The following is a 26,142-nucleotide window of genomic DNA, read 5'->3' on the forward strand; positions in this document are numbered from 1 at the left end:
CGTCATTGGCTTTTCAAGTTTAATATGGGTATTGATTGCACCAGTTTCAAACCAATTTGTATATTCAAACAGCATTTAACTTTGTATAAGAATGTATATACATTATTTATCAAGCTTTAAGTTCCAACTTTATGTGTAATAAATATATGTTTTTACTTTATAAAATATATTTTCGATGAAAAAATTAAAAATGTGCACGCTTTTTGCTTCATTCAATACACCGTAATACTCTATTCAATGACAACAAAAAAGAATGAGGTGAACCATGTATTTAAAAGAACATATCGTCCGTGTAGAAAATATTAAAATGATGCAAGCACTTGATCACGCCAATATCGACCATAAAGTGATTGCGTTATTCTTAAGTTGTGAAGGCATTGCCTTACAAGCGCATGAAGTGAGTGCCATCTTAAATAGTTATGATGCCCTAGGCACGAAGAAAATTACCTCAAAAAAAGTGCAAGCCATGATTGAAGCCAAACAACTCGGAGAAAATGACGAAACACTGCCGTGCCCTGTTTAACACATACTTTAACTTGAGCTGGATGAAGGGCGACTTCGGTCGCTCTTTTCAATCACAGATATAAATAACGATAAAAAACTGCATCTCGAAATAAAGCTCTCAGGCTGTGTATAATCGAACTCAGATTTACACAAGAGTCGTGACTGTTTATGGTTTTCAATGTCCTGCAAAAACAACTTGATGCAAGTACCTTATGTCCGTACTGTCAGGCAGCAATGTTTTGGGTTGAAGCAGAACAATATGATCAAGAATTCAACTATCATGAATGCAGTCATTGTCAGCATCAAATTCATCAAAATACTAAAAATAATTGTTATTGCGAAAAATGTTTAAGCCAACGTAAAAAGCAATTGAAAGACACGCGCGTCCAAGAAAGCCGTCAACGTGCAAAAAAACAAGATCTTCACCAATTTGAACTGAATCAACTGAGTTTTATCAATAAGCTGTTTCTATTGGCTTTACTTGATGATCAAGTTCAAGAACATATGCAGCATAATGAGTATATCGATTGGGAGGCGGTCAAATATCACCATATTAGCCCGAATTATTTAATGCAAAATGCGTTGGTCAAACGTTTAGTTCGCGATCAGATTTTGATTTATAAAGATGCAAATACCGATCAGCAACATTACTATATTAACGTGCGTTTAGATGGCTACGCTGAACCCAGCCTTTTTAGTATTACCCAACAATTACGACATTGGTTTTATGAAAACCTAAGCATGGGCATTCCATTTAAAGATGCCGATGAAGTGAAAGATGCGTTGTACTTTATGCTGTATCAAGAAGTCATTCAATTTGCGCAATTTTATTGCCGACCGTGGGGCATTCAAATTGCAGGAAATGCCGGTTTTCAAGCCTTTTGTTATCGTCTACTTGATGCCCTTGCTGTGGGACAAATTTACTATTTAGTACAAACAGCGCTTGAATATTTAAATAAACAAAAAGCGTTGCAAGCGCGTAATGAGAATTTCATTAATACCAATTTACTTAAAAAAACTTTGCAGCAATATCGAGAACGCTCCCTTACAGAAAAATGGGAAACATCAACCCTGCCTCGCCCACCCCAAATAATTTTGAGTAAAATGAGCGGGATCTTGTTTTATCGCTTCTTAGGCTACGATGAAAGCATATTTTTCCAACCGGTTTGGCGCTCATGGAAAAAGATTCAGGCACGCTTAACCTTTTATTCCACCAAGCGTTGTATGTACTGCGGCTCAAATGAACTTTCGGTCGAATATGATGCCAGTGATTATGTCAGCTTAAATTGTCGTAATTGCAAACATCAAGACCATTATTTCACACGCTAAGGCTGCACCGCTTACTTAGTGAACGTAACGACCTAAAGCCAAGTTCCATGTGGTTTCAATAATGGTACGCAAATCGAGCAGGCACACGCACACCAAACCTTTACCATTAAAATAATCTGGTACCTGTTGCATGAAGAAGCGAATATGATCATCTGAGCGATTACGCAAACGAATCAATTGATCTGGCGTAACCCGTGGAATAACCGATTGACTGACATAGATACCGCGCCCGCGCTCTTCAACTTGCTTTTTGCGCGATAACATTAGTTTTAAAATATCAATATGCTGTTCGGGAATTTCAACATTATGTCTTGGGAAAAAAAACTGCGAGCGTGAAGCAAATAATGTATAGACTTTAGGTTGCATTAAGGTCGTCACAAACCACAGTGGTATTTTGGGAGAACGCAATCGATAGCGAACAGCAACACGAATCGCAGAACTTAAGGTCAGATTTTTACGGCGATACTCACTGAGTACACCAGCACGTGATGACACTACATAAATAGGCTGGGCATCTAATTCGAGTTTTAAGACGGGAATAATATTTTGCCCAATGAGTTTTCCTTGATGCCAATACTGCACCACAGGCACAGACACCGCATCAACATCATACATATAGTCATAGAGTTCCTCGACTGTAGAACTCGGAAAGATCTGCTGATCGAATGACCAAATATCTTGAAATAACGCATGTTTTTTTTGTGTAGACAATTTTACAAAATCAACAATCGTCTCTGTTATTTTCATAAAACAAGCCCGATACTCAAATTCTGCCCACAATCATTGTGAGACGAAATTACAATGAAACTTGAATACAGGATAATATTCATGTGAATCACATTCAAAGTTTCAGTGCACCCTTACGATCAATAATATGAAGATAATTTAAATAATATTGCACCATCCAATATGAGTTCAATCTCATTATTTTTGAATGATGTATTTAAATTCAGTAGATTGGACACGGTGGTAGCCTACTGGTTCACAGAGTTATTTAAAATAGCGCCCTATTTATACAATACCTTTGTGTAAATTGTAAGCAATTTATTGAAGATATGAAAATGTTGTGCTGCACCATGGATCTATGTTTTGATTTTTTTAGATCTACTTCAGAAAAAAAAGATACTTTACCTTCGATCGTTAGATGAACACCAGTTTAAGTCTAGTACTCGGCTATTAACGAAATAAGCCAGTGTACGTTAATTCATTTCGTGCACGAGCAAACATGAAAGCCGTTATTTTTCAGTTGCTATACTTAATTTGATTCTCACTACACAACTATTAAGCTCAAATTTTCACCAAGATTATATAATCAGGAAAAATAAAAACGTTAAAATACATGACTTATCACGTTATTTTAGATCATGCGATGACACATCATTTTTATAAAATGAGCGTATTCAGTTGTCATCTAAGCATGAAGCAATTACTTAGACATTTAATTCATCGAATGCTGATCTCCTATTCATTCATTTATATTTACATAATCTTACTCAGATATAAGGTATATTTTGGGTATAGGCACTAAACATCTGGACTTTTGATCTTCCTCCCATATCTATCTCATTTAAGCTAAGTCTACTGATTAACATATAAATAAGCTAACTATTGATAAAGATATGTATTAAAAAAAGAATACGTAAATGATCGTCTGAAAGGCGACAACACCTGAAAAAACATCAATTTTTAAGCGCTTAAATCAGATCAGTCTCCTTGACATTGATCTATGTTTTTTATTATATAAATACTTACTTGATAAGGTTCAAATCTAAACATGGGTGCTTAAATTAGATTTGAATCAATGCCCCAACGAGGAGCAAAAAACAATCAAAAATAATACTTGAATTTTATATGAACATTTTCATAAAATGATGGCAACTTAAAAAAATAAATAAAAGGAAAAACCCATGACTAAAAAATATGCGAAATTTTTACCAAACACCGATAATTTCACCTTGGAAAACTTTCCTTATTATTGGATTACCCAAGTACATGCGCAATATGTACTAAACGTCGATCATGCGCTTAAAAAGTATGGTGTTGATAACTCTCGTCGCCGTATTTTGTTAGCGCTAAAGTCCAAACCCAATGCCAGCGTGTCAGATTTATCTGAAATGATGGTCTCAAAAATGTCGACCACCACCAAGATTGTCTACCGTTTAAAGGATGAAGGCTTAGTACAAACCTATTCTTGTGAAGATGATGCACGTATCACGCGCGTTGTGCTCACTGAAAAAGGTCATGAAATGGCTTATAAGATTAATGATTTAACCAATATTGTATTGGAACAATCATTCGAAGGCTTAACACCTCTTCAAATTGAAAAAACCATGGAAAGTCTGCGTCATATTTTCAAAAATCTCGCGCGCTAAATGTATAAAAACTAAAGATCGAAGAATGACATTTGAGGCGTCACTTTTTCGATCTTTGGTTTTGGCACATGTGAACATTCATATTGTTCTACAGGAAAACCTTCTATAAATGGGTGGATCTCTGGGCTTTTCCAACTGAGCCACTCATCTAATCTTTCATGCGGAATCACAATCACTGAGCGCTTTATATCACCTGAGCCATGAAACTCCCGCATCATCGGATGGTCAATCGCATCCATCGTAATCATTGCCGCTGAACGAACAATTTCATCACCTATACGTACAATTTCATACAGTGCTGCAATAAAAGTCACCTGCTCATCTTGACGCCTAATACCCCAACGTTGCGGCTTATGGTCAATATATTTTGACTCATAAAATTCAGTCACTGGAATAACGCCGAATTTACATTTTATGGTTGCATCTGCAAACGTTGGCTTTTGTAATAAAGTTTCATTTCGAGCATTATAGGTTTTGGTACCCATGCTTTTATCCTCTGCCCATTTCGGAATAAAACCAAAATTGACCAAACGCCATTCCAATCCAAGCTCAGATTTAAATAAAAGTGGCGTTTGATAATTTGGATACACTTCATCTGGATAGTCAAATGGAATGTCGGGAAGATTCGAAGCTTTAAGTTGCGTAAGCGTCAACGGTTTAAAATTAGCACACATAACAGCCCACAATCGCGAGAAATCATACGCTGATTATACTGCGCGATATGCTCTGAAATGTATGCATTCATTAATCACGCTAAATTCTTAGTTCGGAATGGTCAGCCAATGCGTACGGGTAAATTCCTCAAAAATCCAGCGTCCATTAAAGCGCCCAAGTCCTGAATTTTTCTCACCACCAAATGGTGCATTGGCATGATCCGCAACGCTAATACTATTAATATGTGTCATACCCATATCAAGCTTTGCCGCAAAATCTGTACCACGTTCGATATTTGAAGTACACACTGCACTCGACAGTCCAAAGCGTGTATTGTTGGCAATATCTAATGCATGCTGCTCATCATTGACTTTAATAATCGGTAGAATCGGACCAAAACTTTCTTCTTGTGCGATCTCAAAATATGGATCGACATGGGTGAAGATATGCGGTGCAACTACATTGCCCTCGATGCCACCGTCATAAATTAATTCTGCGCCGAGTGCGTGAGCATGCTGAATAATCTCACGGTGTTTTTGTACTTGCCCTTGATTAATAATTGGACCAATAATGGTATCTGCTAAGCTTGGATCACCGACCGCTATGGTTTTCACACGTGCTAATAATTTCTCAATATAAGCATCATGAATTGAAGCATCAACAATGACACGATTGGTACTCATACAAATTTGACCTTGATGCATAAAACGTCCCATGACGGTGAATTCAACAGCTAAATCTAAGTTTGCATCATCTAAAATAACTAAGGGTGCATTGCCACCCAGTTCAAGTGCTAGACGTTTAATGCGTGAACTTGCCAAAGCTTTACTCCCCACGCCCTGACCCACTTCGGTCGACCCTGTAAATGAAATCATTTTTGGGGTCGGATGCTCAACAAAGTAGTCGCCAATTTCGGAACCTGAGCCAACCACAACATTCAGCACACCGTTAGCCAGCCCTGCTTCTTCAAACAATTTCCCCAATAATGTTCCACCCGTCACTGGTGTATCACTGGCAGGCTTAAGTACAACTGAATTACCACAAGCAATCGCTGTCACGACTGAACGCATTGATAAATGAAATGGGAAATTCCAAGGGCTAATCACCGCAATCACACCCAATGGCTTTCGTAACACTAAACTCTTTCGGGATGGATCTTTACTGACTAATTCTTCGGTTTTCAGTTGTTCGGGAAAATTGAGACTTTCTTGAATAATCCCCAAAGCTGCATCGACTTCAATGTTGGCTTTAAAACGGGTACTGCCCGATTCCATAATCAACCAATCGATGATTTCTTTACGGCGACGCTGAATGACTTCAAGCAGATTTTGAATGACCAATTGTCTGCTCTGTACACTCGCCAAAGCCCCTTGCTCAAAACTATCCAAGGCAGCAGTATAGGCAGCATCCACATCTTCGGTATTGGCGGCCTGCAAAGTAAAGATTTCATCTTGAGTAAAAGGATTCAGATTACGAATCGTTTTTCGCGACTGTCCGAGCTGCCATTGTCCAGCAATATATTGTAAATCAAGATTCTGATAGGTCATGTATTGTCCTTAACTACGTTTTCATTCTTACAGTTACTTTATCAGATGATTTTGGCTTGAAGCATTCGTGCGACGAATTGTTACGCTTTTACATTCAATATTAATCTTATAAATAAAACCCATAAAAAAAGCGCCCGAAGGCGCTTTTTCAAAACTTACAGATTAGTCACCTGTATAGCCTTTTAATTTTAAACGTGCTGCATGTAGAAGCGGCTCTGTATAACCTGCAGGCTGCTCACCACCTTTGAAGATCAAATCAGATGCTGCTTGGAATGCAATATTATTGTCAAAGTCATTCGACATTGGCGTGTAAAGTGGATCATTGGCATTTTGCTCATCCACAATTTTCGCCATACGCTGCATGACTTCTTCGACTTGCGCGCGAGTCACAATACCATGACGTAACCAGTTCGCCACGTGCTGTGAAGAAATACGTAAGGTTGCACGGTCTTCCATTAGACCCACGTTGTTGATATCAGGCACTTTCGAACAACCCACACCCAAGTCAACCCAACGTACCACATAACCCAAGATACCTTGACAGTTATTTTCTAACTCTTTGAGTTTTTCTTCTTCTGTCCAGTTGGTGTCTGTTGCAAGTGGTGGTGTTAACAAATCATCAAGTGACAACGCTTCAGTCGAAAGCAATTCTTGCTGACGATTTGCCACATTAATTTGATGGTAATGAATCGCGTGAATAACCGCACCTGTTGGTGATGGTACCCATGCACAGCTTGCACCCGCTTCAGGATGTTCAGTCTTGGTTTTGTACATATCAAGCAACATATCTGGTTTTGGCCACATGCCTTTACCAATTTGTGCTTTACCGCGTAGACCCGTTTGTAAACCGATCATCACGTTACGGTTTTCGTACGCTGGGAACCAGATTTGACCTTTCACTTCGCCCTTACGAACGAATGGACCTGCTTCCATAAAGGTATGAATTTCGTCACCCGTACGGTCCATAAAGCCCGTGTTAATGAAGATAGTGCGATCTTTCGCTTGTGCGATACAGTTCTTCAAGTTTACAGATGTACGACGTTCTTCATCCATGATCCCGATTTTGATCGATTTTGCAGGTAAGCCAAGTGCTTGTTCTGCACGCTCGAATAATTCCACTGCAAATGCCACTTCTTCAGGACCATGCATTTTCGGTTTAACCACATACATCGAACCTTGGCGTGAGTTCTTGATGGTGTTTTCACCGCGAATGTCGGCAACAGTCAATAATGGTGTCACCAATGCATCCATGATGCCTTCATAAATCTCTGCACCATCCACAAGGATTGCAGGATTCGTCATCAAATGACCCACGTTACGAAGTAACATCAATGAACGACCGTGAACTTTGGTTTCACCACCTTCCAAGTTTTTGAAAGTACGGTCTTGGTTCAATTTACGCGTAACGGTTTTGCCATTTTTCTCGATTGATTCTTCAAGCGTACCGCGCATTAAGCCTAACCAGTTACGGTAGCCTTCTACTTTCTCTTCAGCATCAACCGCTGCAACCGAGTCTTCTAAATCTTGAATGGTCGTTACCGCAGCTTCAAGCACAACGTCTTTTACGCCAGCAGCGTCTGTTTGACCAATGGCGCTTGCCGGATCAATTTGGATGATTGCATGTAGCCCATTATTTTTAAGAACAACTTCTGTTGGTGCAGAAGCTTCACCGTTATAACCGACAAATTTAGATGCATCTGCAACCGTTGTTGTAGAACCATCTTTAAAGGTTACAACGAGTGCATTGCCTTCAACGGCATATTTTGTCGCATCAGCATGTGAACCATTTGCTAATGGGAACGTTTCATCTAAGAAGTTTTTCGCAAATGCGATAACTTTTTCGCCACGTTTCGGGTTATAGCCTTTGCCTTTTTCTGCGCCATCTTCTTCAGAGATCACATCAAAGCCGTAAAGCGCGTCGTACAATGAACCCCAACGTGCATTTGCTGCATTTAGGCAGTAACGCGCATTACGTACTGGCACAACCAACTGTGGACCTGCCAACAGCGCAATTTCTTCGTCGACATTTTCAGTGGTAATTTGGAAATCTTCTACTTCTGGTAATAAGTAACCAATTTCAGTCAAGAAAGCTTTGTAAGCTTGTAATTCAAATGTGTTATTGCGGTGCCATTCATCGATTTTGGCTTGAATGTCATCACGCTTAGCCAAAAGTGCTTTATTTTTAGGGCTAAGATCAACAACGACTTGTTCAAAGTTTTTCCAGTATGTTTCGCTGTCTAAACCAGAACCTGGTAATGCTTCATTTTCGATAAAATCGTAAAGTTCTTTAGCAATCGCTAACTTGCCTTTTTGAATACGTGCAGTCATTGTCTTTCCTGATATTGCTACTTTTTATACAAGAGTTTCTAGTATACTGATTAAAATCTAGCTGAATAGTACTATCACATTGCTAAATAGTGATCATTTTTTATTAAGCAACTACCCTCATAGTCACACAATAACTTCAAATCACAAATATGTAGTCATTCATCTGCTAAATACCCTCATGACAGTGTATAAAGATTTTGAAATGTAGAAATTAGACTTAAGTTCAGATTTTCGAATAATAAATACATATTTTTATGAGCATTGTCATTCTTTATGCTTAATTAAGCCACGATTTGACAAAAATGTCGATTCGGCACACATCTCATAGCATAAAAAAACGCTGGAACATTCCAGCGTTTTATTTTTACTCTGTATCGCTTTTGGCAAGCTTTTCAATCAGCTTATGTTCAGAATTGAGATATTCATCAGACTGCATCTCTAGAAGACGTGAACGCGTGCGTTCAATTTCAAAGGCTAATTTTTCACCTTTATAAATATCAATAATATTATCCTCTGAGGTCAACAGTAGTTTTACGCCACGGTCATAAAATTCATCGACCAAATAAATAAAGCGTCGTGTGCCATCGTTAATATAATCGGTTAAGTGCGGCACATTGCTGACCAAGACCGTATTATAAATATTTGCGATCTCAATAAAATCTGCAGGACTGCGAGGTTTTAAGCACAGTTCTGAAAATTCACACCATAAAACATCTTCTGTATGTGAAACCGTTTCAACAATACGATTATTAATGATAATGGGTTCTTGAGATTGGGTTTGACTCATGGTCAATGCGCTATAACGCTCTGCCATCCAATTCTTATGTTCATGCGTCAGTGGGAACTTAAACAATTGTGCTTGCTTTAAGACACGTAGACGATAATCCACACCCGCATCCACATTTAAAATAGTGCAGTTTTGTTTCACCAATTCAATCGTTGGCAAAAAACGATCGCGATGAATGCCATTTTTATATAAACCATCTGGCGCGATATTGGATGTTGCAATTAACGTAATGCCGCGTTCAAACAATTTTTGAAATAAATCACTTAAGATCATCGCATCGGTGACATTCGATACAAAAAACTCATCGAAACAGATCACCACGGCTTCTTTATAAATCTGATCTGCAACCATATCCAAAGGATTACGCTGACCCGAGAGCTTATTCAATTGTTTATGCACATGCTGCATAAAGTGATGAAAATGCATCCGAGTCTTACGACGAAATGGAATAGAATCGTAAAACTGATCCATTAACCATGTTTTACCACGACCAACACCGCCCCACATATACACACCTTGTGGCGCAGTTTGACGACGGAAACGACGAAAGGCTTTCTTAGACGCTTTAAATCGTTGAATGAGTTCTACCCAAACACGGTTTAACTCTTGCACTGCAATCGCTTGCGCTTCATCTGGCATAAACTGACCTGATGACAATGCTTGTGCATAACGATCTGCCGGTGATAAAGGATTAAAAGCTGTACTGTGCTGTGAATTTAAGTCGGACATAAGATTGGATACTTTTCTGGATCAATTTCATTATAGCGAACATTTATGTGCAAACTATAACACTTTGGGTGTACTACATTTTCAAGGTTGAGTTATTTAAAATACTGACGCGGACTCTGCCCAAACCAACGTTTAAAGGCATGATTAAAAGCCGCAGGTTCCGAATAACCGAGTAATTCTGCAATCATTTCAATCGAATATTGTTTATATTCAATCATACGCAGTGCTTTATCTTTAATGATTTCTTCACGGATTTGCTTATAACTGGTGCCCAGTTGTTGTAACTGATGACGCAAAGTACGTTCAGGCACATTCAAAGCTTGAGCTGTTTCCGCCATGCTTGGCATGAGACCACTTTGTAACTCTAAATAATCATGTACACGTTGCAATAGACTCGGTACATCTTCGTCTTCGTTTAAGCGCTCTAATTCCGCGATACATTTTTTTTCATAAATAGCAAAAGTAATGCTGTCTGCTGACGGAATTTTGACATTTAAAACAGCTTGATCAAACCAAAAAGCCGCGCGAGGTGCATCGAATTCAACATGCGTTCCATAATAGTCATGGTATTGTTTTAAATCAGCCGCATTGTCAGGATATTGAAATGGCAATTCAATGTTTAACTCAGGTGCAGGCAAGCCCATCATTTTATAAAGGTCACCAATAAACTTAAACGTGCCCGAAATTTCAGATTGTGCCATCAAGACACTCAGCTCATCGGTTAAATTTTTGGGGGTGTAGCACAATGCAATTTGATGTTGTTTAAACTCGAGGGATAACTCACCCGTTAAATGCGTGAGTTGCTGAAAGCGAATCCCTTCATTTAAGGCATGCCGAACAGTTGGACTGGTGACCAAAAGCATGAGTAAAGGTCCATACCCCGCCAAAGCATAATGTTGCCCAACAAATAAACCTTTGAGTGGCTCAATGCCATCACCGACCACTTTCAGAACATCATGCTCAAGGCTTGGATGAATAATGGAACTCGGATCAAGTGCATCGACGCGCAATCCAATGCTTTGTAATTTTTGATCGACATCAATACCGGCTTTACGCATACCTTGAATTAAATAAATAAGACTCAGAATCGATCGCTTCATTACACATTACATTCATTATTTTTCAATAGTTGTACTATAAATTTAAGCGAACTACTATTGCCGTTTTGATCAATTTTTGCGTCAGTTCAATCATGTTGAAATCATCACAATTACACTAGGCTTAAACGAGACAAAGCTAGGATGGCGAAAATGAATAACAACACATCAAATCATCAACAGACAAAAATTGCCATTATTGGTGCAGGATTTGGCGGTATTGCCATGGCAATCCGTCTGCAACAACAAGGCATAACGGACTTTATTATTCTTGAAAAAGCCAGTGACTTTGGCGGTACATGGCGTGAAAATCGTTATCCTGGTGCTGCATGCGATGTGCAATCACACATGTATTCGCTTTCTTTTGCACCAAAATCGGACTGGTCAAAACGTTATGCCGAAGCACCTGAAATTTTCGCTTATATTCAGGACTTGGTCAGCCGTTTTAATATTCGTGCATTTACCCGTTTAAATACAGAAGTACACAGTGCACATTATGATGAGCAAAACTGCCAGTGGCATTTAAATCTGAATGATCAAAATACATTAATTGCACAATATGTCGTTTTTGCATCTGGTCCATTACATGTGCCGCAAATTCCGCATATTAAAGGCATTGAAAACTTTAAAGGCAAAGTTTTTCATTCCTCACAATGGGATCATGAATATGACTTAAACGGCAAAAATGTGGCATCTATTGGCACGGGTGGCAGCGCGATTCAATATATTCCTGAAATTGCGCCTGAGTGCAAACAGCTCTATGTTATGCAACGCACCGCAGCGTGGGTCATTCCGCGTGATGAACGTTTATATCATGCCGTTGAGAAAAAACTCTTTGCTCAATTTGACTGGTTTAGAAAGCTACACCGGGCACGTTTATACTGGTCAAATGAATCGCGTGTTGTTCCGATTGTAAAACCAACAGTGATGAAATATGCACAAAAACTCGGTGAGATGTTTATCAAACATCAAGTCAAAGATCCGAAAATAGCAAAAAAACTGATTCCAAATTACATCATGGGCTGTAAACGTATTTTGGTGTCGAATAAATACTTCCCAACGTTTAATCGAAGCAATGTGGAATTGGTTACTGATCAAATTCAAGAGGTCACAGAACATAGTATTGTCACGCGTGATGGAAAATCCCGAAAAATTGACTGTTTAATCTACGGTACAGGCTTTATTACCGATCCACGTATTTATTTGAAAAATTTTGAATGTGTCGGTTTAAATGGCATACGCTTAAATGATCTTTGGCAGCAAGGCGCAGAAAGTTATTACGGTATAAGCACCAAGCATTTCCCCAACCTGTTCCAACTCCTTGGCCCCAATACGGTTCTTGCGCACAATTCCGTGGTGTTTATGATTGAGTCCCAAGTGGACTATATTTTACAAATGATCAAAGCCGTGGATCAGTCTCATAGTGATGCGATTGTGGTCAAAGCTGATGTACATGATGCATTTAACGATTATGTTCAAAAGATGATGAACAATACCGTGTGGCAATCTGGTTGTGTGAGTTGGTATCAACAAGATGGTGGTAAAAATTTTGCGCTATGGCCAACGTATACATGGAAATATTGGCTCAACACCAAAACCCTGAATGTCGCTGATTATCAATTCCTCAGTAAAGTCGCTTAAGTCGAACTGCATCCTGTCACAAGACGATGGCATAATACTCGGGTTATTTATGGATAGCTTGGTTTTATGCAATCGTTTTGGCTCATCTTTCAGCTTTTATTCTGTCTTGCATTTGGTTTCATATTTGCAAAGAAATTCCCGAGTGGTCTGCGCAAATGGTGCTTTAAAATACTGCCCTATTTCAGTTATCTATTGCTCATTACCATTGCTTATGAGTTTTCAGGACTTATTCAAGAGATTCCTCATCCTATTGAAATTTTAACGACCTCTATCAGCATTGCTTTTGTGACATCTATCGGGGCATTTATATGTTGCTACCTCTTATTTAAATGGGCAGGTTATTTGCCAACACATGGTCGTGTCTCAAGTGATCTAGTTTTAAAGTCGCTCATCAATATTAGCTATGCATTTATTGCGCTGGCGCTCGGTTATCTTCTATACATCAGTTTTGAAACAATGCATTTTGATGTCAATGTCAGCACGTGGCATTTATTGCTGGTGTTTATGCTCCTCATTGGACTCGATCTTGCCTATTCTCCACTTGACCGCTCATGGCTGAATTGGAAAATTTTACTGGTGCCAGTGGGATGTATTATTGGTTCATTCGTTGGCGTTTTGATTTATTCATTCGTCAATGGCGATCTTAAAATGAAAGACTTGATCATGCTCTCGCAAGGCTATGGTTTTTATTCAATGAGCGGTATTGTAGTGACCGAACTCAAAAATGCAGAACTTGGTAGCATCGCCCTGATGAATGATTTATTCCGTGAAATCTTTGCGATTATTTTGATGTATTGCTTAGGTTGGCGTTATCCACGTGCGGCAATTTCAGCTGCGGGAGCAACTGCTATGGATGTAACTTTACCGATGGTTAAACAAGCCTGTGGTAATGATTTTATTCCACATGCGATGGTGAGTGGCTTTATTTTATCTGTACTTGCACCCATTGCGGTGAGTATGTTGGCGGTGATTAGCTAAATAATCCCTCCCAACCTCCCTTTAATAAAGGGAGGAGAACCATTTTATAATGGGATTATATTCTCTCTCCCTTTGGGAGAGAGTTAGAGAGAGGGAAATTAAAGTGTTGCTAAAATATCTTTTAAGGTCTGACGTGGGTTCTCAGATTTGGTAATTGGACGTCCAATCACCAAATGCGTAGAACCATCAAGCATAGCTTGTTTTGGTGTCACAATACGTTTTTGATCATCCGCATTAGAACCTTCTGGGCGAATTCCCGGTGTTACGAGCGCAAAGTCAGTACCTAAAGTTTCACGTAGCATTTTCGCTTCTTGTGCTGAACACACCACACCATCTAGACCGCTTTCTTGGGTCAATTTTGCTAAGCGCTTCACTTGCTCAAACGGCTCGATGTCGAGACCTAAATCTTTTAAATCTTCACGCCCCATCGAAGTCAAAACAGTCACTGCGATCAATTGTGTATTGTAATTGCCTGCTTTCAATCGTTCTACACAGGTTTCCATCATTTTGCGACCGCCTGATGCATGTACATTGACCATCCACACTCCCATATCGGCTGCTGCACATACGGCTTGAGCTGTGGTATTTGGAATATCATGGAACTTCAGATCAAGGAAAACTTCAAAACCTTTGTCATGTAAGACTTTAACCACACTTGGTCCTTCATGGGTAAAGAGTTCTTTTCCCACTTTGACACGGCATAACTCAGGGTCTAATTGTTCAGCGATTGTCATTGCGTCATAGTGACTTTTTGCATCTAAGGCAACAATAATACTCATGGAGAAGACCCTTCAAATTGACAAAATTAAAGCATTATACGGAGGAAGCAGATGAGGACAAAGCTAATTTTAAAAAATTAAATCATAAAGATTCAAATTAACTGCTTTATTCATATCATTATTTATAAGTATCAAGGTTTTATTCTTTTTCAAATAGGCATAAAAAAACACCCCAATGCATGCATTAGGATGTTTTAAATAAACAAAACTAAAAAATTAATTTTGAGTTAAGCGTACAGCACGGATCATAAGGGAGATGATGGACGATCTGACGAATAAACATCAGCAACCGTTTTTTCATGACGCGTATTTGCTGCAGCTTCAGCTGCCATTAATTTAGCAGAATTTAATTGCTCTTTACGGAGGTGATCAATGTCTTTACGAAGACGTTTAATTTCCCAACTGTTTTGGAATACACGAAATACTTGCACACCAAGTAATAAACCCAAAACTACACCCAAAACTAATGTAATGAGTAAGAGTAAGCCTAAACGCATGGCTGGAACTTGGGTAAACAACAGATCTACCGAGAGTTCAGTTCCATTTTGCAAGACAAGTGCTAATGAATAGCCAAACAGTACAACAAGAAGAACGACTAATACGTAACGCATAAACACCCCATAAATTATTTGTTAGCGGATTCGTTTACAGCATCACGTAATGCTTTACCTGGTTTAAAGTGCGGTACTGCTTTTGCTGCCACTTCAACCGATTTACCCGTTTTAGGATTACGACCTACACGTGGTTCACGATGATGCAATGCAAAACTACCAAAACCACGAATTTCAATACGATTATCTGTTGATAATGCTTCGATCATTTGATCGATCATAATTTTCACAGCTTCTTCGACTAAAGGCTCCGCTAAATGCGGGTTCTTTAAGGAAATGCGCTCTATTAAGTCAGACTTATTAAGTGCTTCAGTAGTCATCTGCGACCTCTTTAATTATCAAGCTACTTGGGATCTATTTCTTGATAATAACCTGTTTAAATACAAAACGGTAGCGCAATATCGAAATACTACGCTACCGTTTACAGTAATTGTGTAAAAAGTATTGCTTAACTTACATTAACAACACGATTTGTACAGTTACTTAGTTGCTCATTTGCGCTTTGATCAAGTCACCAATGGTTTTTGGACCATTTTCAGAAGTTGTCGCAACTGTTTTTAAGTTAGCAACTGCTTCTTTTTCTTCAGCTTCGTCTTTCGCTTTGATAGACAAGTTGATAGCACGTGATTTACGATCTACGTTAATGATTTTAGCTTCTACTTCTTGACCAACTTCAAGGAACTTAGTTGCATCTTCAACGCGATCGCGGTTGATTTCAGATGCTTTAAGTGTCGCTTCAACTTCGTCAGCTAACTTAACAGTCGCGCCTTTAGCGTCAACTGCAGTTACAGTACCTTTAACAAGCGCACCGCGTTCGTTAGTTGCAAGGAAGTCGTTGAACGGATCGTTGTTCATTTGTTTGATGCCAAGGCTGATACGGTTGCCTTCAGCGTCTACAGACAAGATTAACCGCTTCAACAGTGTCACCTTTCTTGTAACGACGGATTGCTTCTTCGCCTTGTTCGTTCCAAGAAATATCAGACAAGTGAACTAGACCGTCGATACCGCCTGGTAAACCGATGAAGATACCGAAGTCAGTGATAGATTTGATCGTACCAGAAACTTTTTCACCTTTATCGTGATCTTTAGCAAACTCTTCCCATGGGTTAGCACGAGTTTGTTTGATACCTAAAGAAATACGACGACGTTCTTCGTCAACTTCAAGAACCATTACATCAACTTCGTCGCCAATTTGAACAACTTTAGACGGGTGGATGTTTTTGTTAGTGTGGTCCATTTCAGACACGTGTACTAAACCTTCAACGCCTTCAGCGATTTCTGCGAAACAGCCGTAGTCAGTTAAGTTAGTTACGCGAGCTTTAACGATAGAACCTTTAGGGTAACGGTTCATGATCGCTAACCATGGATCTTCGCCAAGTTGTTTAAGACCTAGAGAAACACGGTTACGTTCACGGTCAAATTTAAGTACTTTAACAGTAACTTCTTGACCAACTTCAACAACTTCTGAAGGGTGCTTGATGCGTTTCCAAGCCATATCAGTGATGTGAAGAAGACCATCAATACCGCCAAGGTCAACGAATGCGCCGTAGTCAGTAAGATTTTTGATTGTACCAGTAACTGTTTGGCCTTCTTCAAGCTGAGCAAGAAGCGCTTCACGGTCAGCTGAAGATTCAGCTTCCATTACCGCACGACGTGAAACAACAACGTTGTTACGTTTCGCATCAAGTTTGATTACTTTGAATTCTAACTCTTTGCCTTCTAAGTGAGTCGTATCACGAATAGGACGAGTATCAACTAAAGAACCTGGAAGGAACGCACGAACTGGACCGATGTCAACAGTGAAACCGCCTTTAACTTTACCAGAGATAACACCAGTAACGATTTCGCCGTCTTCAAAGATTTTTTCAAGTTTAGTCCAAGTCTCAGCGCGTTTAGCTTTTTCGCGAGAAAGAACAGTTTGACCCATACCGTTGTCAAGTGCTTCAACAACAACATCAACAGTGTCGCCAACTTGAACTTCAAGTTCACGTTGTTCATTTAAGAATTCAGCGCGGTCAACAATACCTTCTGATTTAAGGCCAGTGTCAACTGTTACCCAGTCAGAATCAATGCTTACTACAACGCCTTGGATGACAGCACCCTTTTCAACGTTGAGGTTAAGTTCACTTGCTTCAAAGAGGGCTGCAAAAGATTCGGTCATGATATACCTGATAAAGTCAGCGGTCTTGGATCAGACAAGGCCGGTTTAATTAAGCGTCTACATAGTCCGTATAAGACTGATCAAGCTATGCGTCTGCTGAAAATATAAATTATTTGGCTAATTGTTGATCCACATAAGTGGTCATCAACTTAAATACTTCATCAATGTTCAACATTGAACTATCGATGATATACGCATCAATCGCAGGCTTGAGAGGAGCAACAGTGCGCTCCATATCTCTTTTATCACGTGCGATGATATTAGCTAAAATGTCGTTCATTTTAACATCCAGCCCCATACCCTGCAACTGCTTTACACGTCTTTGCGCCCGAGACTCTGCCGAAGCAGTCAAATATATCTTCGCTTGAGCATTTGGGAAGATGGTTGTCGCCATATCTCGACCGTCTGCCACCAAACCTGGCGCTTGAGCAAATGCGTACTGACGCTCGACTAAAGCAGCTCTAAGTTCAGGAATCGCAGCGACTTTTGAAGCGAACTCACCGACACGTTCAGTACGAATCGTTTGAGAGACATCCTCACAATCAAGCAAAACCTGAATACCGTTGCCCGTGGTAATAAACTGAATATCCAAGTTACTGGCAATCTCTACACAGTTTGGCATTTTTGTATCAAGATATTCCAACAAATCACGTTGCTGTAATGACAAGCCTAAAAGACGATATAAAGCGCCAGAATCGAGTAAGTGAAACTGGTAGTGTTCAGCAAGTTTTGCAGCTAATGTGCCTTTGCCCGAACCACTCGGCCCATCAATCGTAATAATTTGAACTGTCATTGTCTTTCCGAGGTTGTTTATAGCGTTTTTGCGAGTTTCGCAAAGCCTAGTTTAATCGCAGTTTTGAGCTGTGCCAAAATTAACTTACTGACAAATGGCGCACGCGCTTGTAATTCAATGGTATAGGTCACAAGCGTTTTATCTGCGCCTTTTGACTCAAATTCAATGATCCCTAAATGATGTTTAATCAACGGGTTTTTAATGATTTTGTATTCGATACGCTGATTTGGCTCAAGTAAGGTAATTTGCTCTTTAAGCGGCTTTACAGGACCAAATCCCATACGGCGCACTGAGCCTATGCCATCAGGGCGCTCAGGATCTGCTGAGTCCTTAATACGTTCAACCTGAATAGGTGAAAACGCGACATTGTAGGTCGCATGTTTTGAAAGCAATTCAAACACTTGCTCAATTGAGGCTGGAAATTCTTTTTTAACTTGCATAGAATTCATTTTTATTTCTCTTTATAAACGTTATAAAAAATTAGATGCTATTTTTAATTGAATCAGCATCATTTGCCAGTTTTTCTTGTAACTGTTTTTGTTCAAGTTTTAATAAACGTTTTTGCTCACGGCGCATTTTAAAAAATGCACTGAGTTGTGCCGAACACTCTGCTTGCATACAGCCTGAGTCAAATGGAAAAACGTGATTGTAGTAGCCTGTATTAAATAGCTGGCGAGCACTGATCAACGAGCCAGCTTTCGGTTCACTCGCACCAAATACGACACGTGATACGCGTGAGTGGACTAAAGCCCCCACACACATCGTGCAAGGTTCAAGTGTGACATACAAAACCGCATCATCAGGCAGACGATAGTTTTGAATGCGCTGACAGGCATCGCGTAATGCGACAATCTCAGCATGTGCTGAGGGGTCATGCAAAGAAATTGGCGCATTAAACCCTCGCCCAATGACTTCATTATTGCTGACAATAATCGCACCGACAGGAATTTCACCTTTTAATGCAGCGAATGCAGCTTGCTCAATCGCTTGCTGCATCCAATATTGATCTGTGTAAAGGTCTTCGATCATGTATTAACTGATCACACCATACTGTTTAAGCAAGGCATTCCAACTTTCAATAGTCGTCACAGGTGGATACTTCGATAAAATCCCTTTCAAGCTCATATCAGCACCTTGCGTCCATTCTGGTGATAAATCTTTATCAACCAAACGTGCACGGACACCTTCAACAAAGTCAGGATGGCGAATTTTCCAATCTGAAATTTGCGTCTCTAAAGCAAAGATTTCATTCCAAGAATGAACTTGTTTACCCCATTGCCAAAGTAGCCATGTGATTGCAGCAGTAGTCGGTGAGCCTTTTTGCAGGTTTTCACTCGCTTGACGCAGCCAATCACTACGCGCATCGCTTAACCCAACAATTGCTTCATAGTCATGCTCAAAGTTCACACCACGCGAAACACTTTGAATGACATCAATTGAGTTCTGTAAAGGACCAGGACCGACCGGACGATGCATTCCATTTAAGGTGTCATCAATGGCACGAAAATCACCTGCTGGATAATGATTCCAGTCAATATTCACGACTTTATCTAACACTAAGTCGCGCTGTGCATCACAAATATGAGTCGCCCAACCAATACCGTAAGCACCTGCTGCGGTCATGATTGAACCCGTTAATCCAGTAAACAAACCAATTGCACCACGGTCAGCAAGGAAACGTGTTGCCCCAACATCTGGATACAAGCCAATATTAATTTCAGGCATTGCCAAACGTGAATAAGGTGTCACTAAACGGAATGGTGCTGCCATAAACAAACCAAGGCCACCACCCATCACATAACCTTCACCCCACACTAATACGGGTTTAGCATAGTTATGCAATAACAAATCAAGCGCATATTCTTGTTCAAAGAATTTATTCGCTGTTGCTGTTTCATCATTAATAACCAGCTGACGAAGTTTACGTACATCGCCACCTGCACAAAAGGCTTTTGGCGTGGTCGAATCTAACCAAATGGCTTTAACATCATCGTCTGTATGAAAATCTTCAAAGACATTTAATAAAGCGCTAACGATCGTTTCGTCCAAAGCATGTAAGGATTTTGGTCGGTTTAAACGAACAATGCGCCATCCATTTTGCGCTTGTTCAACAATTAAGTCAGGATGGTACTGTTTTGAAACAGGAGAATAAGTCATGCGTCCAGCTGCCAATCAATAGGCTCAATGCCATTTTGTTTAAGATAATTATTCGATTTTGAAAATACTTTACAACCAAAAAAACCACCACGGTTCGCCGCCAAAGGAGATGGATGCGCCGCTTTTAATACCAGATGCTTATTTTCATCAATGCGTTTGCCTTTACGCTGTGCATAGGCACCCCATAAAATAAACACCACATTTTGACGTTGTTCATTTAACACATCAATCACGTGATCGGTAAAATCTTCCCAACCTTGTTTTTGATGTGAGGTCGGCTGACCTGCTTCTACCGTCAAAACTGCATTTAAAAGTAAAACGCCTTGCTCGGCCCAACGGGTTAAATTACCGTGTTTAGGAATTTCAAGCCCCAAGTCTGAATGTAACTCATGAAAAATGTTTCGTAAAGATGGTGGAACCGCCACCCCTTTTTGCACTGAGAAACTTAAACCATGCGCTTGATTAGGACCATGATAAGGGTCTTGTCCCAAAATCACGACTTTAACTTGATTTAAAGGCGTGGTATTCAAGGCATTAAAAATAAGATGACTCGGTGGATAAATCACTTTATCCATCTTTTTTTCTTCGACTAAAAATGCTTTCAGCTCATCCATTTTCGGGCTTAAAAGAAATTCACTTAGCCCATATTTCCAGCTTTCATCTAACTGAACTTTGCTCAGTTTTTCAAGTTGCTGTTCAGTCAAAGACATTTTTCAATCCTAAATAGATGTCAATTGAAGTTATTCAACTTCATTTATTTTATAGTTTAACTTGTAAATCAACGCTTGGGTTTTGAAAAGGCACACCATTTTTCAATTTGGTATACATCTCAGGATCTGTCCACTCCATTTGAACCTGCTCTGAGAATTCAATTTGCGAGAGATCAAGCACACCCATTTGTTCGTTTTCAATATCTTCAATGAAGCTTTGCGCATAACCCGTATCTGTTTCGTGCACAATCACTGAATAGACTTCAACATCACCTTCGCCATTTTGAGTAATGGTCGATGCAAGTACTTGCTGTGCCAAATAGAAGAAAATACGTGAAAATTGTTCTGCCGATGGTGATACAGGCAATGAAACCCAACGCGCACTAAAGGTTTTACATGCTTGAATATATGCCGCATCATCATGTTGCCAGAAACAAATTGCATGATCGAAAGAATCAAAGAAATCTTTAATCACGCCTTTAAGCAAACCAAAATCATAAACCATTTGCCCATGATCGAGCTTCGAGGCTTTTAATAAAAGCTCAACTTTATAGCTATGACCATGGATCGAACGTTTACAACGATCTGACGTGCAATTACGCACGATATGCGCATTTTCAAACTTAAATAACTTACGAATTAACATGTGCCGTAATGTCGTCAAAAAATAGGTGAATTGATTTCAATTATAAAGCAAAAATAAACGTCTGAGGATTAATTTTACTGTTTAGCATGATTGAAAAATCACATTGTAATTTTTTAAACTCAGCCTGGCTTAAAAAGGCGCCATACTCCGATACGCGACATAAACGCTTTGATCATGACGGACTAAATCGCTACTAAATTGACGTTTTCGATCGCTCAGCATGACTTCAATACGCGCTTTAAAATGATTCGACTGCACTCCCAGCAAACCATTTAATGAATTGCGTTTTTCCGCAGCAACATCCTTAAAAGGTTCAAGTTCCCAAAGCTCCGAAACATTAGAAAAATATTCAGCATTGGCAGTTCGCTGATCTAAAAGTTGTTGCACACGCTGGATCTCTATTTTCTCATCGACACTTGCCAACAAAAATGCCGAAGCAGTATTGATATTGACCCGTGTATCACGCGTTGGCGATGCAGTCACATAGTTTGAAATTAGTTTATATTTATTGTCTTCAAAACCACGAATTAATTTAAGTTCTTCAACACTATGAAATAAAGCATTGGGCGGTAAAGCCGCATTGGGCACGCCTTGATAATAACTGGATTCTGCACCCATTGAACCAACGGGTGTTTCGTCTTGATCTTGCCAATCAATCACCGCTTCACTGAGTTGCTCAGGTAGGCCTACACGCTTTAGAATCATCTCAAACCATGTTTTTGCAGCAAGATTGACCTGACCATCTTCGCTCAACAGGCTATTCAAATTAAACTTGCCAGATTCATCCTCTAAACGTCCTGCAACATAGCCATCCTCAACTGGAAACGCCGGCATTGGCTGTGCCCATGTCTCATTTAAATGATCGATATTGCCTGCATTTTTGGCATCATCGACCAATAATTCAGAGAAAAAGACTTCTGCGCTTTTGGCATACATCAACGATTGATTTTGACGCATTAAATATGCAGTACTTTCAGCGGTTGCTGCTTGACGTTTAGCAATGGTAGCAGCAAGGATCGTCGCGAGCGCAACCATCACCAAAATCGTAATCAGTGCAATCCCCTGTTGCTTCTGCATATTTCCTTTGCACAGATTCAAACATTCACCTTCGTTTGATTTAAAAAATCAGTATTGAGCAAACTAAATAACCACTCATATTCAACATCATGTATGGTCAGATTAATTTTTATCCCCTTGGGCAATTTTTGTTTCTCGATGATTTGCTCTAAATCAACACCATTTTTTGGCCACTCACTCAGCTCATCGGGATTTAACACCATAATCTGAAATTGATCGACATTTTCAAGCAAGACACTTGAATCAGGTTGCTCACGTCCGGTTTGATTCAAATTTTGATAGCGTAATCGATAGAGTTTTTTTTCATCTTGGCGATATTGATATTCAACCCGTTCATCTGGTGAAATGCCTTGCTGCAATGGGTCAGTCACCCCTGTTTTACTAAAACTCAAGCGTCCATTTTGCAAAACTAAAGCTGGACGAATCTCCCCATTCAGATTCGAGGTCAGTGGTACAATTTGCACGGTATCTCTTAAAATTTGCTGATAGCCTTGCTGCACAGCAGACAAACGTTGCTCATGCATTGTATTTTGATCTTTTGTGGAAATAATATGATCAAATACTTTCCAACCTAAAGCAGACAAGACCGCGAAAATTGCGATTGCGACCAACAGTTCAACCAAGGTAAAACCCAAAGCCGAATGAAGAAAGCCACGTGTTTTCTGCCGACTAGATAATTTTTCTTGTGGTTTATTTGATATTTGACAGGCACGCAATTTAGCGATCATTTTTCTTCAACCTTATGATTGAAAAAAGTCAGGCTACTGATACCTGCTTCCACTTGCTCGGTATCTGAATTGACCAAACTCACTTGTATATCTACACGTTGTACATTGGGACTAATGGTCGCTTCTGCTTTTTTATCAATTTGCCACATTTCGCCTTGTTGGGTGACTTTTCGCGAAGCTGTGCCGCTTAACCACTCTTGATGAATATCCATATGTGCCGCTTCATTTAAAGCAACGAACTGCGCTTTGGTTCTGAGAATGGCATGCGAGGTCGCTTGCGTATATTGCATTGCAACCTTGGTTAATGTCATGGCAGCGGTGGCAAAGATCGCAAGTGCAACCATCACTTCAAGTAATGTAAAACCTGAGCTGCGAAGAATCAGATGCTGCTTTCTTACTTCGTAAGACAACGAAATAGGTTGAGCGTACAGGCGCTGAATTCGATTCGCATTGGACTTCAATAGCTTACTGATATCAGAGTAAATGCTTTCAAAGAAATATCTAACTTGCATTAATTTTACCCAAATGATCAATTTCAATGGGCTGACCAATTTCACGATTCTCAAAGAAAAATTGGATACGAACAGGTTTCACCTCCCCATTACCCAACCAAATCAATTTAGGCGCATTAGCTTCGATGAGATCTCGATTTAGGGCATTGGGATAACTTTTCGATAAACTTTCAATTTGAAAGGCGACTTGATCCGGTAAAAAACGGGTTTTAAAGTCGCTGTAGTTCTGCCATTTTTGTAGTGTGCTGCTGTTTGTATTTTGCTGAACTGGTGTTAAATATTCTTGAATATTATAGGAAAACGGTGCGACATCCGTTGCACTGCGTACATCTAAAGCCAATATACGGGATTGATCATTAGCTTCGCGCAAAAGCCGCTGCACATCCATCAAAAAAACTTCACGTGCTTGCATGGCTTTGCGCTGATCTACACCACCTACATTTAGAACTACCAAAGACGCCATAATTCCCATAATCACAATAACAACCATCACTTCGATTAAAGTGAAGCCTTGCTGCAATAAATGGGAATGATGTCGCATACGCAACCTCTAAGCGAATTGCTCAACAACAGTGAGTTGCTTTGGTAATGCCAAAGCTTGATCAATGTACGCCACACGCAACGTATCACGCGAACCGAGATAACGCTGATAGAAGCTTGAGTTTAAGATGGCTGCTGCACCATGAGTAAGTGACCAAATAGATGCCAAATAGTCACGACAAGTCATCGCGCTCTGAATATTAATCAGATAACTTTCAGTCATGCGAATAATCAAACGTAAGCGCTGTTTACGGATTTGGTACAGCTCGCTAAACAAATGTTGAATGCCCACACCTGTGGTTGCGAGACGCTCTTCGATTTGATGGAACAACACTGTCCGTTCCGGATGATGCAAGTGATGCAACATAAAGAAAGCGAGGTGTTCGGGAAAGGCTTTGTCGGTGTCCTGAATCATTTCCAACAACATGCGCTCATTACGAATAATCAGCAGCATGTACAGCTCATCTTTACTTTGGAAATGCTTATATAGTGTGCCTTTTGCGAGATCAAGCTCGGCTGCGAGGGCATCCAAGGTCATGCCTGCTTCGCCATTTTCGAGTAATAGCTGCTCGGCCACTTGAAATATCAAAGTTTCTCTTGCTCGAAACTGAGCTTGACGATCCATCTTCACCCTATAACTCTCTTATGCTCTTATATCAATTCAAATTATTTACTTTAAATTCAGAAGGTTTTCAAAGTTCTGCTTGGTAATGAAAGCCATTTCTTCTAGGGTCTTATCATATACATCGCAAAGCGCTTTGGCTACATAAGGTACGTATTTAGGTTCATTGGATTTGCCACGATATGGCATTGGAGCAAGATAAGGACTATCCGTTTCAATCAACACTCGATCGAGCGGCACTTGCTTCGCCACATCACGTAAATCTTGCGCATTTTTAAAAGATACAATACCTGAGAAAGAAACGTAATAACCACAGTCTAAAACTGCTTTAGCTGTTTCCCAGTCTTCAGTGAAACAATGCAAAATACCATGTGTGGATTTTTCAGCGCGAATAATATCGACTGTGTCATGTTTTGCAGAACGGGTATGCACCACCACAGGTTTTTTCACGATTTGAGAGGCATGAATATGACGGGCAAAACATGCTTTTTGTTCTGAGACGAATTCAGTGCTGTGATAATAATCAAGACCTGTTTCACCCAGCGCCCAGACTTTTTCAGGCTGCGCCAATTCAACTAGATACTCTGTCGTTGCACGCGCCATGGTCGCTGCATCTTCACATGGATGTACACCCACACTATAGCCAACGTCATTATGACGAGCAGCGATGGCAGCCAACTTGATATGATCATCTAAGTCAACTGAGATGCTCATAAATTTGGACACCCCTGCTTCACGTGCTTGAGCAAGTGCTAAATCTAAATCACCTTGATAAGGGTCTAAATCCAGCAGGGTTAAATGGCAATGCGTATCTACAAACACAATGAGTTCCTTAGTAGG

Annotated in this window: 26 protein-coding genes and 1 pseudogene; 5 read left to right on the forward strand and 22 right to left on the reverse strand. The window is 39.9% G+C overall.

Going from position 1 to position 26,142, the window contains the following annotated elements; all coding sequences use genetic code 11:
* Positions 1–265: 265 nt before the first annotated feature.
* On the forward strand, positions 266–523 hold the full coding sequence (locus GFH30_RS07585) for a hypothetical protein (protein ID WP_153371652.1): 258 nt from the start codon (positions 266–268) through the stop codon (positions 521–523).
* Between the two features lie 149 nt (positions 524–672).
* Positions 673–1,833: a hypothetical protein gene (locus GFH30_RS07590; protein ID WP_153371653.1), complete on the forward strand. Its 1,161-nt coding sequence runs from the start codon at positions 673–675 to the stop codon at positions 1,831–1,833.
* A gap of 15 nt (positions 1,834–1,848) precedes the next feature.
* Here the strand turns inward: GFH30_RS07590 and GFH30_RS07595 are convergent, their stop codons facing one another.
* A complete protein-coding gene (locus GFH30_RS07595) occupies positions 1,849–2,580 on the reverse strand; it encodes a hypothetical protein (RefSeq protein WP_153371654.1) in 732 nt (243 codons plus the stop codon).
* Between the two features lie 1,160 nt (positions 2,581–3,740).
* On the opposite strand from GFH30_RS07595, the gene GFH30_RS07600 reads away from it, so the two are divergent.
* The gene (locus GFH30_RS07600) at positions 3,741–4,205 is read left to right on the forward strand and encodes a MarR family winged helix-turn-helix transcriptional regulator (RefSeq protein WP_153371655.1); all 465 of its coding nucleotides are present in this window, start codon (positions 3,741–3,743) and stop codon (positions 4,203–4,205) included.
* A gap of 11 nt (positions 4,206–4,216) precedes the next feature.
* On the opposite strand, the gene GFH30_RS07605 is transcribed toward GFH30_RS07600, so the two are convergent.
* The 5 genes from GFH30_RS07605 to GFH30_RS07625 all read right to left on the reverse strand — a co-directional run bounded on the left by GFH30_RS07605 (position 4,217) and on the right by GFH30_RS07625 (position 11,350).
* Positions 4,217–4,879, reverse strand: coding sequence for an SOS response-associated peptidase family protein (locus tag GFH30_RS07605; protein WP_153371656.1), 663 nt, complete (start codon positions 4,877–4,879; stop codon positions 4,217–4,219).
* 87 nt (positions 4,880–4,966) lie between these two features.
* A complete protein-coding gene (locus tag GFH30_RS07610) occupies positions 4,967–6,406 on the reverse strand; it encodes an aldehyde dehydrogenase family protein (protein ID WP_153371657.1) in 1,440 nt (479 codons plus the stop codon).
* A gap of 162 nt (positions 6,407–6,568) precedes the next feature.
* Positions 6,569–8,734: a malate synthase G gene (locus GFH30_RS07615; RefSeq protein WP_153371658.1), complete on the reverse strand. Its 2,166-nt coding sequence runs from the start codon at positions 8,732–8,734 to the stop codon at positions 6,569–6,571.
* A gap of 364 nt (positions 8,735–9,098) precedes the next feature.
* The gene (zapE, locus tag GFH30_RS07620) at positions 9,099–10,250 is read right to left on the reverse strand and encodes a cell division protein ZapE (protein WP_153371659.1); all 1,152 of its coding nucleotides are present in this window, start codon (positions 10,248–10,250) and stop codon (positions 9,099–9,101) included.
* A gap of 92 nt (positions 10,251–10,342) precedes the next feature.
* Complete coding sequence (locus tag GFH30_RS07625; RefSeq protein WP_153371660.1) at positions 10,343–11,350, reverse strand: AraC family transcriptional regulator; 1,008 nt, start codon at positions 11,348–11,350, stop codon at positions 10,343–10,345.
* A 150-nt stretch (positions 11,351–11,500) separates the two neighbouring features.
* On the opposite strand from GFH30_RS07625, the gene GFH30_RS07630 reads away from it, so the two are divergent.
* On the forward strand, positions 11,501–12,988 hold the full coding sequence (locus GFH30_RS07630) for a flavin-containing monooxygenase (RefSeq protein WP_153371661.1): 1,488 nt from the start codon (positions 11,501–11,503) through the stop codon (positions 12,986–12,988).
* A 66-nt stretch (positions 12,989–13,054) separates the two neighbouring features.
* Positions 13,055–13,966 carry a lysine exporter LysO family protein gene (locus GFH30_RS07635; RefSeq protein WP_153371662.1) on the forward strand — a complete coding sequence of 304 codons (912 nt, stop codon included), beginning with the start codon at positions 13,055–13,057 and terminating at the stop codon, positions 13,964–13,966.
* Positions 13,967–14,064: 98 nt separating this feature from the next.
* On the opposite strand, the gene pyrF is transcribed toward GFH30_RS07635, so the two are convergent.
* The 16 genes and pseudogenes from pyrF to GFH30_RS07715 form a co-directional block, all read right to left on the reverse strand.
* The gene (gene pyrF / locus GFH30_RS07640; protein WP_153371663.1) at positions 14,065–14,745 is read right to left on the reverse strand and encodes an orotidine-5'-phosphate decarboxylase; all 681 of its coding nucleotides are present in this window, start codon (positions 14,743–14,745) and stop codon (positions 14,065–14,067) included.
* 245 nt (positions 14,746–14,990) lie between these two features.
* Positions 14,991–15,356, reverse strand: coding sequence for a lipopolysaccharide assembly protein LapA domain-containing protein (locus GFH30_RS07645; RefSeq protein WP_153371664.1), 366 nt, complete (start codon positions 15,354–15,356; stop codon positions 14,991–14,993).
* 14 nt (positions 15,357–15,370) lie between these two features.
* Positions 15,371–15,676 carry an integration host factor subunit beta gene (locus GFH30_RS07650; protein WP_153371665.1) on the reverse strand — a complete coding sequence of 102 codons (306 nt, stop codon included), beginning with the start codon at positions 15,674–15,676 and terminating at the stop codon, positions 15,371–15,373.
* Between the two features lie 163 nt (positions 15,677–15,839).
* Positions 15,840–17,517 (reverse strand): annotated as a pseudogene (gene rpsA, locus GFH30_RS07655) (30S ribosomal protein S1).
* A gap of 109 nt (positions 17,518–17,626) precedes the next feature.
* Positions 17,627–18,310, reverse strand: coding sequence for a (d)CMP kinase (gene cmk / locus GFH30_RS07660; protein ID WP_153371666.1), 684 nt, complete (start codon positions 18,308–18,310; stop codon positions 17,627–17,629).
* Between the two features lie 17 nt (positions 18,311–18,327).
* Positions 18,328–18,759: an SRPBCC family protein gene (locus GFH30_RS07665; protein ID WP_153371667.1), complete on the reverse strand. Its 432-nt coding sequence runs from the start codon at positions 18,757–18,759 to the stop codon at positions 18,328–18,330.
* Between the two features lie 31 nt (positions 18,760–18,790).
* Positions 18,791–19,339: a tRNA adenosine(34) deaminase TadA gene (gene tadA / locus GFH30_RS07670; RefSeq protein ID WP_153371668.1), complete on the reverse strand. Its 549-nt coding sequence runs from the start codon at positions 19,337–19,339 to the stop codon at positions 18,791–18,793.
* A 3-nt stretch (positions 19,340–19,342) separates the two neighbouring features.
* A complete protein-coding gene (locus GFH30_RS07675; protein WP_153371669.1) occupies positions 19,343–20,467 on the reverse strand; it encodes an enoyl-CoA hydratase/isomerase family protein in 1,125 nt (374 codons plus the stop codon).
* Complete coding sequence (gene ung / locus GFH30_RS07680) at positions 20,464–21,177, reverse strand: uracil-DNA glycosylase (RefSeq protein WP_153371670.1); 714 nt, start codon at positions 21,175–21,177, stop codon at positions 20,464–20,466. The genes GFH30_RS07675 and ung overlap by 4 nt, the downstream gene beginning before the upstream one ends.
* Before the next feature lie 49 nt (positions 21,178–21,226).
* Positions 21,227–21,823, reverse strand: a complete 597-nt coding sequence (locus GFH30_RS07685) for a 6-pyruvoyl trahydropterin synthase family protein (protein ID WP_153371671.1) — start codon at positions 21,821–21,823, stop codon at positions 21,227–21,229.
* Between the two features lie 129 nt (positions 21,824–21,952).
* Positions 21,953–22,900, reverse strand: a complete 948-nt coding sequence (gene gspK, locus GFH30_RS07690) for a type II secretion system minor pseudopilin GspK (protein ID WP_153371672.1) — start codon at positions 22,898–22,900, stop codon at positions 21,953–21,955.
* A gap of 17 nt (positions 22,901–22,917) precedes the next feature.
* Positions 22,918–23,628 carry a type II secretion system minor pseudopilin GspJ gene (gene gspJ / locus GFH30_RS07695; protein ID WP_153371673.1) on the reverse strand — a complete coding sequence of 237 codons (711 nt, stop codon included), beginning with the start codon at positions 23,626–23,628 and terminating at the stop codon, positions 22,918–22,920.
* Positions 23,625–24,140 carry a type II secretion system minor pseudopilin GspI gene (gspI, locus tag GFH30_RS07700; protein WP_153371674.1) on the reverse strand — a complete coding sequence of 172 codons (516 nt, stop codon included), beginning with the start codon at positions 24,138–24,140 and terminating at the stop codon, positions 23,625–23,627. Before gspI ends, gspJ begins: the two co-directional genes overlap by 4 nt.
* Positions 24,130–24,681 (reverse strand): prepilin-type N-terminal cleavage/methylation domain-containing protein, encoded by a 552-nt coding sequence (locus tag GFH30_RS07705; RefSeq protein WP_153371675.1) that lies wholly within the window; start codon positions 24,679–24,681, stop codon positions 24,130–24,132. Before GFH30_RS07705 ends, gspI begins: the two co-directional genes overlap by 11 nt.
* Before the next feature lie 9 nt (positions 24,682–24,690).
* Positions 24,691–25,305 (reverse strand): TetR/AcrR family transcriptional regulator, encoded by a 615-nt coding sequence (locus GFH30_RS07710; protein ID WP_153371676.1) that lies wholly within the window; start codon positions 25,303–25,305, stop codon positions 24,691–24,693.
* 45 nt (positions 25,306–25,350) lie between these two features.
* Positions 25,351–26,124: a TatD family hydrolase gene (locus tag GFH30_RS07715; protein WP_153371677.1), complete on the reverse strand. Its 774-nt coding sequence runs from the start codon at positions 26,122–26,124 to the stop codon at positions 25,351–25,353.
* Positions 26,125–26,142: the final 18 nt, after the last annotated feature.

This window comes from Acinetobacter wanghuae (genome assembly GCF_009557235.1).
GTDB lineage: Bacteria > Pseudomonadota > Gammaproteobacteria > Pseudomonadales > Moraxellaceae > Acinetobacter > Acinetobacter wanghuae.